Genomic DNA, 12,320 nt, shown 5'->3' with positions numbered 1-12,320 from the left:
CCCCCCCCCCCCCCCCCCCCCCCCCCCCCCCCCCCCCCCCCCCCCCCCCCCCCCCCCCCCCCCCCCCCCCCCCCCCCCCCCCCCCCCCCCCCCCCCCCCCCCCCCCCCCCCCCCCCCCCCCCCTTTTACTCACCCGCCCCCCCCCCATATCTACACCTCCGTGCTGTCGTCGGCAGCGTCAGATGTGTATAAGAGACAGAGTCGATCCCGCATCAATCCTAGCCAGATTGAATGCTCAAGGCCATCGTCATAGTGGGTAAAGGCGCTGCCAGTGTTGTATGGCGGGTCAATAAAAACACATTTAACCCTCCCCGCCAACTCTTGCTCCAGGGCCTTCAAAGCAAGCAAGTTGTCTCCGAAGATCAGTCGGTTGTCGAAAATATCATTTTCGGTCACACGATGCTTGGCGTGGTACGACTTCTCTGGTTCTTCGAGCAGGATTCGCGGCTCCAGCTTGGGGCGCTTTTCCTTCCCGATCCAGGTGAGTTCTAGTTTTTGTTTGCTCATAGCGGTGCTCATAGTTGCGGCGCACGGCTCGACAAATAGTCAAGCAGGCGCTTTCGTGGATAGACGTCCGCAGCAGTCTGAACATTGCGCAGCGGGGCTATCGCCGGGTCGGCGGTCAGCGCGAAGTGCGTCTCCATCAGATCCGCCAGGAACGCAGTCACATTGCTCTGGTTGCGGAAGTAGGCCAGTGGCCCCTCAAAGGTCAGGCGCTGTTGTCCCAAGCTGAACGCCTGTTGTCGTAATAGGTCGAGCGTGTCTGCTTGGCTGAGTAGTGCACTTATTACCGCCACGTCGACTACAGCTGCTGCGCCTATTCGATTGCGCAGGCGCTTCATCATGACCGCTGTGATGACGTGAATGCCGTGGCGGTAGATCAGGCGTTCTTGGCTGCGCGCCGGGGCTCGAAGCTCGTAATCAACAACCAAGGCGCGGATGGCGCGGTGGCACAAAACGGCATTGACCAGTGCCGCGCCCGTTAGCGTGTTGGCGAAGAGTGCTTGGTACTCGGCGGAATCAGGGTTAGCAAGCCTCGCTGGTTCGCTCTTGAGCCACACGGCGTATCGAGGATCGTGTTGCTGTGAGGCCTGGGCTCTCAGCGCCTCATCCAGCGTGATCGCTGTGGGGCCGGTCGCCAGCGCCTCTAGGCGATAGTGATACTCGAATCCCAGGTGAGCGATTTCCTGCCGCAGCCGCTCCTGGTTTTCGTCGAGCGACGCAAAGTTGGCGGTCTGGACAGGGTTCTGGTGGTTGCGGGCTTTGGTCACCCGCTTGCCGAATGGCCCGTCCGCCGGTGCCTTGATAAGGGTGAGCATCACCTTTGCGTCGTCGATGCTCCTCCCCGGATACTGGCGCACGAACTCGGCAGCCGAAGCCACGGTCTGCGCGCCATTGATGATGGACAGTCCGCGAACTCTGAATTTCTTGGCACCGTTCTTGGTGGCCTTTGGCTCGATCAGGTCACAAACGGCAGTGACGCCATTGTTGAGATAGAAAAAGTCGCCCGGAGCGTCGTGCAGGGTGGTCTTGATGGCTTTGTTGACATCAGACTTACTGCTACCTAGAAAGTACCGAATGTTCCGTTCGTACAGGGCTTTGCCATGCGTCTGGTGGAGTGCCACCAAGTCACCCAAGCGAGCAACTCCGTAGTACGTGCTTCGTGGATGTTCGACCTTCTCGTGCTTCTGCAACACGATATCCGTGTGCACGGGCTGATAGGCTTGCTCGGCCAGCAGGTCGCGGACGATCTCTGTCGCCGTGTAGTACTCCACCTGCTTGTCCAGTCGCTCTTCGTCGAGGTCTTCGTCGTCGAGCAGCGCCTGCAAAGCTTCGCTGGCGGTCTTCGAAATGCCATCGCCGGTGTAGGGCACGACTAGCTTGATGTGGCTGCATGCATCGAGCGCGCCCTCAATGTCGGCCTTCCGGCTCTGGACATTCCCGTTGAACGCGGTGAAGTCCTGTTTGAGCAACAGGCGAATACCTTCGCAGAACGGTAACGCATCCTCTTGCTTGAACTGTTCGGACTCCTTCAGCTTGGTTTGCAGCAGGTACAGCGTTTCTGTCTGCGCGTGGTAGTGGATCGCATCGATGCCCTTGTCGTTGAAGTCATCCACAACCGAGGCGGCTGCCGCCTGCGGCGTGATATCAAGCAGCTTGTGGAGCACGAAGGCGCTGAAGGCCCGCGAAAGCTGCTTTGCCGCCTGATCTGCGGGATTGGAGTTGCCGAGCAATGGCGGGAGGAAAGGCACGAAGCGGAGCGCCAACACCTGCTTCAGAATGGTCATGTACTGCGGTTCGAGCGCTGCCATGTCAATGATATTTCCCGTATCGGTTCTCGAAGGCGGGCTTCGTACCTTCCAGTACGGTCACAACGACTTCGTTCAGCCCCGTGTTCTCGATTGCACCGGACTCATAGTGGATGGAGGAGTCCAAAGCTCGGTCGAACCTTGCGTGGATGATTTGTTCTGCGTCGCACACAACCGCCAAGTTGGGGTTGTGCGTGACCATGATGATCTGCCGCTGCTTCTTGGCTTCGGAGAGAACGGGAACGAGCAAACGGAATACCGTCTCGTTGTCGAGGTTTTCTTCCGGCTGATCGAGGATGATGGGCGTCTTCCCCTTGTCCACCAGCAAGTAGAAGATCAGCAAGAGCGCGCCACGTTGACCAGGAGACAGCTGTTCGATCTGGGTGTCCTGGAAGAGCAGCGAGTAACGAGGCTCAAGGAAATTCAAGCCGAAGATGAGGTCGTAGACAGCCGCTGCCGACTGCCCCTTCTTTAGCAAGCTGAAAATCCCAGCGTCCGAACCCGAGGCTTTTGCCGCGGCCAAAACCTTCTCCTGCAAGGAGGTAATAAAGGCTAGCACTCCATCTTTGGTGTTCAGGTCATATCCATCGAACAGTCTTCTGATGGTTGACAGCGCCTCGTCCTGCCCACGAAAGTCGCCAGAGGTCTGCTTTATCAACGTAAACAGTTGGTCGGCAATTGCATCGGCGGACGCCGCAAGCGTCGCCTGGAACTGCAACCTGTAGTCTTCGCGTATCAGGACATTCTCCTGAATCAGGTCCTGCACCGGCTTGAACAGTTCCGCGCGCGCGCGCCGCTGTGCATCAAGGGTGTCGAAGATCTCCCCCGACAACTGCAAACGCCTCGCTTCCAACTCCTTGAGTTGCTGAGGAAGCTCCTTGATCTGCTCAATCCTAGTTTCCAATCCGACCTTGGTCTCAGGCTCGGTTGTCGAGCCGATGAGTTCGTCTCGCTTCGTATTCCATTCCGCAAGCTGGCGCTGGTAGGTCTCATACAGCTGCTGCGGTGCGTTCAACTTTGCGGTGAAACCTTGCTGTGTTGCGGTGAAGGTAGTTAGGTCTTCAGCTAGCTTTTCAGATTCGATCTTTAGCTCGCCTTGCTTCGTCGACAATTCGGTCGCCTTCTCGTCGAGGACGGCCGTCTTGATGTCGATGACAGCAAGATCGGGCCAAGCGAAGCCAAGAAGCTTAAGATCATCGGAGACGGTCTTTTCGGCTTGATCGAAAGCACGTTGTAGCAATCTCAGCTGCTCGCGAATATTCCCTATGGCCTTCTGACGTTTGGCTAGTTCAGTGGTCTCGCCGGCGATCTCTTGGCCGCGCTTCCTGGCAGCTTCCGCCTGCTGACTTGCTGCTGCCAAGCCATCAGCCGCTTGTTTCTGATCTGGGCTCATCTCCTCGGTAGGCGCTGCGACCTCCATGGGCTTCAACTTGTCGTGTTCCTCAATCTGCTTGCCCTTCAGCAGGAGCAAATCAGTGAGTTTCTTCAGCTCAATGGGCTGAAGCTGCTCCTCGATACGAACGATCGCCGCGTTGGTCGAAGCAAGTTCCTTACGGTACTCACCGAGTCGATTCCGAAGCGACTGCTCCTGCTGCTCGGTCAGTTGATCGAAATCGAGCGCACCTAGCCTCATCTCTTCGCTCGTATGGGAGAAGATCACTGACCTCAGCTCCCTCTCGAAAGCATTCGATTTGCCAGATACGTGTTCATTGCAAAGCTCTTCGAAATAGCCCTGCGGAATATAGCGAACAAGCTCTGCCTTCTCCTCCGAAGGCGACTCATGCAGTGGTCGAGACTCTGTGCTTTCGTCTCGCCAGGTTAGCGTTCCAGTGAAGTGGCGTGCGGGTTCTCCGGTCTTGCCCCAAAAGCGATCCTTCTTCAGGAAGCTGAAGTGTTTGGACTGTTTGGAGTTGCCGAGCGTCGCGATGACATCTGCCAAAGCGCTTTTACCACTTCCTTTGTTCCCGATGATGGCGACAAGATCGGGATTCAGTGGGATGTCACAGCCGTGCAGCCACTGCCCCACGCCAGCCTTATCTCCCGTTTTGGTGATCTCGACCGATTCAATGTAGAAGGTCTTGTTGGACTCGACTTCTTGGACCTTGGGTGGCTTGTCGCCAATGAAGGAGCGTTTTGCCGGCTCAAGAATAGCTTGCTTGAGGCCGTGGAACGTCGGGTCGGCCTTGATCCAAGTTCTCTTCCCCGAAGGGAAGTCGCCGTAGCCCCGCTTGTTGTTATCACCTGCGGTCCCAACGAAGCAGTGGGCGTCGCTCCCAGAGACCGCCAGGCGCGGGATATTCCTCAGACCAGCCTGAAAGTTCTGGAAATACTTGACGTTGCCCTGCGTCTGCTCCCCAACAAATGCTCCGCGCAGGTCAATGTCTCGTGTCTCGAAGATCGGTGAAGTTCGGAAGAGATTCATGACATAGGCGTAGTGTTCTTGCCATGCGACTTCTGCCAATCCATCGTTGGTGTCAAACGGCATTAAGCCGATTGCGTGATCATTGGGCACCTTCCGGATCGCCTCCCTGTATGAGTCAGCGTTGATCTCCGCAATCACAGCACCCGCAAGCAAAGCCTTCTCGTCGGATGCGTCCACCTCGGCCTTCTTGAAACCGTGATGCTTCAGCTTGTCCTCACCGACCTGTCTGGCAAGTTCCCTCAATGCAGACTCTGAAAGCGGCCTGTCTATCAACTCAATGCGCAAAGCAGATTTGAAATCCAGAAGCACCTGTTCTTCAACTTCGTTCGAGAACAACACATGGGCGTTCAGTCGTCCTTTCATCGGAGCGGCGAGTCGTAGCTCAATACCTGGAAGGACAAGCTTCTTCAGGACCGGAGCGCCTTCATCCTTGAGGCGCTTGCGCAGAGCAAGCCAGCCATCGAATGTCCAGTAGTCCATAATCGCGAACACGGCCGGTTCGGCATTGTTCATGGCTTCGATCATTTCATCGACCAGTTTCTTGTTCGTCGCAGAGAATAGGTCGTTACCGAACCTCTCTCCCGACCAATGGAACGATGCGGGGGTATGGACATGCAAGTCCCACTGCCTCCAAATTGCACCCCGGGAAAGATCTCTTTTTGTCATCATTTCAGTTCCCACTCGATGGTGAACAGCACTTGCTCCTCAACTTGCTGCTGAAGCTGCAATTCCAACTGACCAATGAGGTCGTTGCGCTGGGCTTCCACTTCATCTTGCCGGGCGAACAACTCCCGCCGCAGTTTGCTGCGCTTGCCCTCAAGCTCCCTCTGTTTCTTCTGCCAGGACAGCTTTTCTTCCAAAGTTGGCGCGGTGGCAGCAGTACTGCGCACCTCCTTGATTTGCCGGTCAATCTCTTTGATTTCCTGCTCCAACCCCAGCTTCAGGTCGTCGGCCCACGCATCCAGCTTCTGCACTTCCTGCTCGAAGTAGCCGAGGTTGCGCTGGTTGATCTCTCGAAGCAGTGCGGCCTTGCGTGACTCGACATTTTGCTCAAGCGCAGCGTTGCCAATGCACGCTAGTTCTACGGGATGGGCTACTGCGGGAAGACGCAGCAGTTTTTCCGGATCGTCCTCGACAAGAGGTGTGCCGTCTACCATCGTCGCGGCGACGATTAAGTGCTGCTCGAGATTCCCCAACGCCTCAACAGCGAGCAGCCTCAACGTGAGCCAACCAGTCTGACCACGATGGACTTTTAGCGTACTGACTTGAGTACCATAAGCCTCATAGTCGAAGATCAGTTTGGCATGACCGAGCTTTCTGCCCTTCGCTTGCGAGGTTATCCACTCAGCCAGCGGATGGCCGAGTCGGTACAAGTGAGATTCGCCACTTCGCCGTGGCAATTCGTAGCGACCAAGCTCGATATCTTTGAGGCCAGCATCGGGCAAACGCAGGAGTGAGAAGCCGTCGTCATCGAAAGCAGCGCACTGGCCAAGTTCGGCTTTGGTAAGGTCCAAGAGCATGTGCTCATAGCGGCCACGAGCAACTTTGCTAGCCTCGGCTCGGACGCGCAGCTTCTCTTGTACCTCCTCGTCAAAATTCTCAAGAAGGATTTGTCGGGTTTTGACCATCGCCTCGTTGATCTCGTTGGAAAGATCACGCTGCAACTGCTCAAAACTGGACTTGATGGACTCGGGGTCGCGGCAATAATTCTGGTAAATCTCGGCGATGCGACGCTCAAAGTCCACCCCTGAACCGATAGCACCGAGCACTTCATCGCTAGCGCCAAAGACGCCCTCGAAGAGCTTGAACTTCTGCGATAGCAGCTCATAGACGCGCTTGTCGGCCTCATTACTAAGATCAACGAAGTTGACCACAACCACATCGAACTTCTGCCCGTAGCGATGACAGCGACCAATCCGTTGTTCTATGCGCTGTGGGTTCCATGGCAGATCATAATTAATCACAAGGGAACAGAACTGGAGGTTGATTCCTTCTGCACCAGCCTCGGTAGCGATCATTACCGTGCCGCGCTCCTTGAAATGCTCCACCAGAGCAGCACGGGTGTCGGCGGTCTTGGAGCCGGTGATACGGTCAGTGCCTTCGTGGCGCTTCAGCCAATCGCGGTAAATCGCTTGGGCACGTGCGTCGCTGTTGGTGCCATTGAACAGCACAATGCCCTCTCCGTAGGGGGTGTCCTCCAGCAGGGATAACAGGTAGTTCTGGGTCCGCTTGGACTCGGTGAAGATGATGGCCTTCTTGGCAGCTCCCAGCCTCTCCAGTTCTTTAAACGCGCGGTCTAGCGCAGTGAGCAGCGCTTTGCCTTTTGCGTTGTCACGTATGCTGGTAGCCAAGTCCTTGAACTGACGCAGCTCTGCGATTTCCTGAGCAATGGCACTACGTTCGCCGCGTGGCGATGAAACTGTCGCAGGGCCTTGTTCGGTCCATTCATCGGCTGTTTCGTCGAGCGACTCATAGTCATCATCTAACACATCAGCAAGATCGGTAACCTCGGACCTCTCGTCCAGCACGCCTTGCAGGCGCTTAGCCATGGTATCCAGCGCCCCGGCAATCGCGTGCGTACTTGAGGCCAAGAGCTTCCAGAGCACGAGCGAAATCAATTGCTTTTGCCCTTCGGGTAGCGCCTTGAGATTAGGCCGCGACAGATAGTCTGCGACCAGTCCCGAGAGTTGTTGCTCTTCGGCAGATGGCGTGAACTCTTCAACGATGGCAACACGAGCCGTGTAGGAAACGTATGGCTGCACCTGCTTGCGCAAGGTCCGCTTGCAGATCGGTGCGAGCCGCTCACGTAGCCCGTTGAACAATTGACTTCGACCTTGTGCCGTGAACTGCGTGCGAAAGCTGTTGATATCACCGAATACTCGGTCATCGATTATGCTGACCAGCCCGTAGAGTTCGAGCAGGGAGTTCTGTAGCGGTGTGGCAGTCAGTAGCACCTTGGAATGAACGTGGTGCAGTGCATCCTTCAGCGTCTTCGCGATGACATTGCTGGTCTTGTAAACGTTGCGCAATCGGTGGGCCTCATCGAGCACCACCAAATCCCACTCGATGCGCTCGATGTCATCTGCCTTTGTCTTAGCGAACTGGTAAGAGCAGATGACCGGCCCTGAAGACGCGAGGAACGGACTCTGCTGCCCTTGTTTGCGTAGAGCGTTGTAGCTCTTCGCCTCAAGGATGGTTCCTTGCAGGCCGAACTTGTCCTGCAATTCTTGATGCCACTGTTTGCGGAGGTTGGCTGGTACAACGATCAGAATGCGGCGACGGCGCTCGGCCCAGCGCTGGGAAATCACAAGGCCCGCTTCGATAGTCTTTCCAAGACCAACCTCATCAGCAAGGATCACGCCTCGCGACAATGGGTTTTGGCAGGCAAAAAGAGCAGCTTCTACCTGATGGGGGTTGAGATCGACCTGAGAATCCACCAGCGTACCGGCGAGAGACTCAACGCTGCCACTCGCGGCGCGCCGAGTCAGCAGCCATGCGTAGTACTGGCTCTGCTGTGGTGTCAGTAACTGACCAGTCATTAGATATTTTTCCTCATGTGACCTCGGCAGACTGATGCATGGCCTGTGTTGGCTTGCCACAAGCTTCTTGTTATGGCTTATGGTACCCATGCGATCCAAATTTGGATTGCTTCGAAGTACAATTAGTCAGCTCAGTTTAAAGGCAGCTGTCTCTTGAACATGACCGAAGGCGATTCTAATCTGGGTACCTGAAAATAACTTCATCTCGCTCAGTATTTCAGCTTGAGTTCTTTCACGATACTCATCCCCCTTGGCCTTTTACGTAGCCAAGATACCGAAATTTTTCCATTTTACCGTAACTAGGCTCGCCAACAAAACCCGTCGATCTTTTGCAAACAGATCCATAAAAAATCCAGCCTGAGCAAAACATATTCAATATTAATTCAGCCACATATCACTTCCCTGAGCTACCACCCGCATCCGTTCATCGCCCCGGCCACACGCCGGGGTTTCTACTTCTGGGAGAGTGAAATGGCGCATCTAGTGGAAACCATGGCCTATGTCGGCGCCACGCCGTGGCATGGGCTGGGCAATCGTTTGTCTGAAGGGCTGCCGATAGACATCTGGCAGCGCGAGGCGGGGATGGATTGGACCATCCAGGAAGCAGAGGTGCTGTACAACGTGGCGGAGGATGTCAGCGCTATCCGACCGCATGCCGACGCCAAAGTCCTGTACCGGTCTGACACGCTGGCACCGCTATCGGTGGTGTCCAGCCGCTATCAGGTGGTGCAACCGCAAGAGGTGCTGAATTTCTACAACGATCTGGTCCATGCCGGAGGCTTTGAACTGGAAACGGCCGGCGTGCTCAAGGGAGGCCGCAAGTTGTGGGCGCTGGCGCGTACTGGACAGGGTATGCAGGTCAAAGGCCAGGATCAGGTCAATGCCTACTTGCTGCTGGCCACCAGCTGCGACGGCACGCTTTGCACCACCGCGCAGTTCACCTCGGTGCGCGTGGTCTGCAACAACACGCTGCAGTTCGTTGTCGGCCGCGAAGGCGGCGGCGTCAAAGTGCCGCATTCCACCCGTTTTGATCCGAAGTTAGTCAAGGAGTCGCTGGGTATCGGCCTGTCCGCCTGGGATCGCTTCATGGTCGATATCAAGCAGCTGGCCAACCGTCCGATCTCGACCGATGAGGCCAAACAGTATTTCAGCGATGTGCTGCGCGAACCGGTGATGGCGTCGCCCAACGACCCGGTTTCACGCGCCATGCAGCAAGTGACTTCCCTCTATGCCGGGGAAGGACGCGGCGCGCTGCTGCCCGGTAGCCGTGGCACCGCCTGGGGGCTGCTGAATGCGGTGACGGAATACGTGGATCACCGCCGCCGCTCCCGCAGCCAGGATCACCGGCTGGATTCCGCCTGGTTCGGCCGAGGCGCGCAGCTGAAGGAGAACGCCCTCAAACACGCCTTACTGCTGCTGAACTGACCCATTCCTTTCCCTCGCACCCCTGCTCTGGCTTGGCCAGGCAGGGGATTTTTTATGTCCGTCACTCGGAGACCTCTCCATGCACCACCACATCGAAGCGCTGGACGGCCGCGTTTGTCCCGCCCAAGGCGCCGCCGGCATCCGCCAATGGATAGCCGATCTGCTATCTGGTCCACATCAAACAGACCCGGCCACGTTGCTGTTGAGTATCAACAAGCTGCCGCAAACCGGCGCCTGGCTGTTGAATCAGCTGCGCACCGCCGAACTTAATGATCAGTTGCGCGTAGGATTACCATTCGCCACGCACGGCTTAGGCCAAGTGTGCTGCACGCCAGGCTTTGCCGCGCTGGTCGAACCTGAGCGCTTCCTCACCGCTATCCGGGCAACCCAAGTGTTCCATGCCGGTAACGATCCGTATCTGGAGCACGACTTTGGCCAAGTGGAGATCGATGGCGACACCGTGTTTTGGAAAATCGACTACTACGCGCTGGATAGCGAATTTGGTAGCGAAGCCCCCTGGGATGCCCAGCAAACGCGCCGGGTACTGACCCTCATGCTGGCGGAGGAATATTGATACCGATGCCCCATCAATCCACTGACGCACACTGGATCATGGCCATCCCTGTGCTCTCTACCTCGCACATTCGCCAGCAAACCAACGCCTGGTTGCAGATCAATGTCGGCGGCTGGGTCGAGCTGGAGTACGCCGAGTACAGCCATGGCTTCTTCATTGCCCTGGGTGAAAGCGATAGCGATCCTGCCGAGCGGTTTCCAGATCATCCCGATCTGCAAGGTATTGCCCGCTGGGTTAAGGCAAACTATCCGGCTGCGACCTGGGTGCGGCTGGATGCGGATGGCGAGGTGATTGATGCCTTACCGAGTTACGACTGGGAAGCGGGAGACAGCGATAACCAGGAGTCAAACGGCAGCGCTGCGCTGTCTGCGCAACTGGCGATTCTGGTCGTCCTGTCAGGTGGAGAAGTCGAAGGCGTGTATGCTTCGCAGGCGGATTGCGAGGTGATTGTGGTGGACCTGGATGATGCCGGCGATGACCCCGAGTACTTCCTGTTGCGCGGCTTCTCGGATCGCCAAGCATTTGCCGCTTATCGCGATCAGCTTCACTGCGTGCGCTAGCGCCGGCATCAGGATTTCGCCAAACGGGCGCTGAGCTGTTCCACTACCTCCACCACCAGCGCACGATCCGCCTGGCTGAGTGGTTTCAACAGCAGTTCCAGATAGGCCGCCTGATCGCTAGGGTTGGGGCTGGTTTCCGCCAGCAGGTCGTTCACGCCGCAATGCAGCGCCTGCGCCAGCCCCAGCAGTCGGGGCAAGGTGGGGGTAATGCGGCCTCGCTCCAGTCGCGACACCGCCTCCAGGCCAATCCCCAGTTGTTCCGCCAAGGCCTCTTGCGTCAACCCGCGCGCTTTGCGATATCGGGCGACGGCTTTCGCCACCCGCAGGTTCAACTGTTCCACATTCAGGTTTGAGTTTGACATCACGCGCTCCAATTCAACTTGGATAGTCGTGAATCAACCCATTGACATGAAGTGCTTTCGGAGTTGAAATCCAACTCTTTAAGTATAAATTGCGTGCAATAGGACGAATGGCTATGCCATTCACCGTCCCACTTTTTCCCGGATGAGCAAGGAGAACAATGATGAAACGCGTCCCACACGCGGGATGGCTGGCTGCGGCCATGCTGGTGGCACTGAGCGGCTGCGCCAAGCCTGTACTCGAATACCGCAATGCCGAAATTGTCAACGGCAAGTTATACGCTAGCGGCGCCAACGAACCGTTTAGCGGCAAGGTGACCAATATGCCGGAGAAGTCGATCACCGATTCGCAAACAGGCCTGATGACGGTGCGTGCCACGGTTGGAAACGTCATGTCCAGATGGGTGACGTACCCGGACATGTTGTGCGACCTCAAAGTCGAACAAGGCCTGCCTGACGGCGAGGTGACTTGCCTCAAGCCGCAATCCACCACGTTGTTGGAGCGGCTGACGTTCGACCATGGCACCTTGGATGGTCCTGCCCAACGCATGGATCCTAGCGGCGACCATCCTGTCTGGCGCGTGTCGTTTCGGCAGGGACAAGCTGATGGCATGCTGGAGGTCTTCAGCCCGAGTACCGGCAAGCTGATCTACCACGTCAAGTTTGAGCGCGGCGTACCGACTGGAATGGAGGAGGCCTTTGATGAAACCACGGGAGCAATGACAGGCCGCGCCCAATTCGAGAATGGCAAGTACCAAGGCGAGGTGGTTCGCTACGCGGCCGATGGCAAGCGGCTGCTCTATCAGGCTCATTATATCGATGGCTTTTTGGATGGCGTAGAAGAGGCATTCGATGCGGCCACGGGCAAGCCTCAGTCGTATGCTGTGTGGAAGCACGGCGGTCAGGTCAGCGTCTTGCTGGGTCCTGAGGCCATCCAAGCACACATCGGGCAGTCAAACCGCACCAGCGCCACACTGCCATCCGACGATATCGATGCGTGCCAATCTGCCTGGATCACCGCTTACCGCAAAACCCAACCGGAAGGAGATAGCGCCATCGTCACTCAGGATCAGCTGATGGAATGGGAAGACCAGTGCAAGCAGGGCAAACGTCCGGCCTAAAGTTTCCACCA

Annotated in this window: 8 protein-coding genes; 4 read left to right on the top strand and 4 right to left on the bottom strand. The window is 56.9% G+C overall.

The window, feature by feature from the left end; all coding sequences use genetic code 11:
* Positions 1–515 precede the first annotated feature (515 nt).
* Genes JHD59_RS04800 through JHD59_RS04790 form a run of 3 tightly spaced genes read right to left on the bottom strand, consistent with a single transcriptional unit; the run spans position 516 to position 8,270 of the window.
* Entirely contained in the window at positions 516–2,312 is a 1,797-nt protein-coding gene (locus tag JHD59_RS04800; RefSeq protein ID WP_199153354.1) for an AIPR family protein, read from the bottom strand.
* Between the two features lies 1 nt (position 2,313).
* The gene (locus JHD59_RS04795) at positions 2,314–5,397 is read right to left on the bottom strand and encodes a TrlF family AAA-like ATPase (protein WP_199153353.1); all 3,084 of its coding nucleotides are present in this window, start codon (positions 5,395–5,397) and stop codon (positions 2,314–2,316) included.
* Positions 5,397–8,270, bottom strand: coding sequence for an SNF2-related protein (locus JHD59_RS04790; protein ID WP_199153352.1), 2,874 nt, complete (start codon positions 8,268–8,270; stop codon positions 5,397–5,399). Before JHD59_RS04790 ends, JHD59_RS04795 begins: the two co-directional genes overlap by 1 nt.
* A gap of 471 nt (positions 8,271–8,741) precedes the next feature.
* Here JHD59_RS04790 and JHD59_RS04785 point away from each other — a divergent pair, with 471 nt between their 5' ends.
* From JHD59_RS04785 to JHD59_RS04775, 3 genes are all read left to right on the top strand, one after another.
* Positions 8,742–9,695: a DUF932 domain-containing protein gene (locus tag JHD59_RS04785; RefSeq protein ID WP_199153351.1), complete on the top strand. Its 954-nt coding sequence runs from the start codon at positions 8,742–8,744 to the stop codon at positions 9,693–9,695.
* A 79-nt stretch (positions 9,696–9,774) separates the two neighbouring features.
* Positions 9,775–10,269: a DUF3768 domain-containing protein gene (locus JHD59_RS04780; RefSeq protein WP_199153350.1), complete on the top strand. Its 495-nt coding sequence runs from the start codon at positions 9,775–9,777 to the stop codon at positions 10,267–10,269.
* Between the two features lie 5 nt (positions 10,270–10,274).
* Positions 10,275–10,829 carry a hypothetical protein gene (locus JHD59_RS04775; RefSeq protein ID WP_199153349.1) on the top strand — a complete coding sequence of 185 codons (555 nt, stop codon included), beginning with the start codon at positions 10,275–10,277 and terminating at the stop codon, positions 10,827–10,829.
* Positions 10,830–10,837: 8 nt separating this feature from the next.
* On the opposite strand, the gene JHD59_RS04770 is transcribed toward JHD59_RS04775, so the two are convergent.
* Entirely contained in the window at positions 10,838–11,191 is a 354-nt protein-coding gene (locus JHD59_RS04770; RefSeq protein ID WP_199153348.1) for a helix-turn-helix domain-containing protein, read from the bottom strand.
* A gap of 161 nt (positions 11,192–11,352) precedes the next feature.
* On the opposite strand from JHD59_RS04770, the gene JHD59_RS04765 reads away from it, so the two are divergent.
* A complete protein-coding gene (locus JHD59_RS04765) occupies positions 11,353–12,309 on the top strand; it encodes a toxin-antitoxin system YwqK family antitoxin (protein ID WP_199153347.1) in 957 nt (318 codons plus the stop codon).
* The last annotated feature ends 11 nt before the right edge of the window (positions 12,310–12,320 follow it).

Origin of the sequence: Chromobacterium sp. ASV23 (assembly GCF_016428945.1) — a bacterium.
Lineage (GTDB): Bacteria > Pseudomonadota > Gammaproteobacteria > Burkholderiales > Chromobacteriaceae > Chromobacterium > Chromobacterium sinusclupearum.
Note: the sequence above shows the minus strand (reverse complement) of the source record. Positions and strands in the feature narration are given on the sequence as shown.

Coding starts and splice junctions, on each gene's coding strand:
- JHD59_RS04785 (WP_199153351.1), top strand. CDS start 8,742: ATGGCGCATCTAGTGGAAACCATGGCCTATGTCGGCGCCACGCCGTGG.
- JHD59_RS04780 (WP_199153350.1), top strand. CDS start 9,775: ATGCACCACCACATCGAAGCGCTGGACGGCCGCGTTTGTCCCGCCCAA.
- JHD59_RS04775 (WP_199153349.1), top strand. CDS start 10,275: ATGCCCCATCAATCCACTGACGCACACTGGATCATGGCCATCCCTGTG.
- JHD59_RS04790 (WP_199153352.1), bottom strand. CDS start 8,270: ATGACTGGTCAGTTACTGACACCACAGCAGAGCCAGTACTACGCATGG.
- JHD59_RS04800 (WP_199153354.1), bottom strand. CDS start 2,312: ATGGCAGCGCTCGAACCGCAGTACATGACCATTCTGAAGCAGGTGTTG.
- JHD59_RS04795 (WP_199153353.1), bottom strand. CDS start 5,397: ATGACAAAAAGAGATCTTTCCCGGGGTGCAATTTGGAGGCAGTGGGAC.
- JHD59_RS04765 (WP_199153347.1), top strand. CDS start 11,353: ATGAAACGCGTCCCACACGCGGGATGGCTGGCTGCGGCCATGCTGGTG.
- JHD59_RS04770 (WP_199153348.1), bottom strand. CDS start 11,191: ATGTCAAACTCAAACCTGAATGTGGAACAGTTGAACCTGCGGGTGGCG.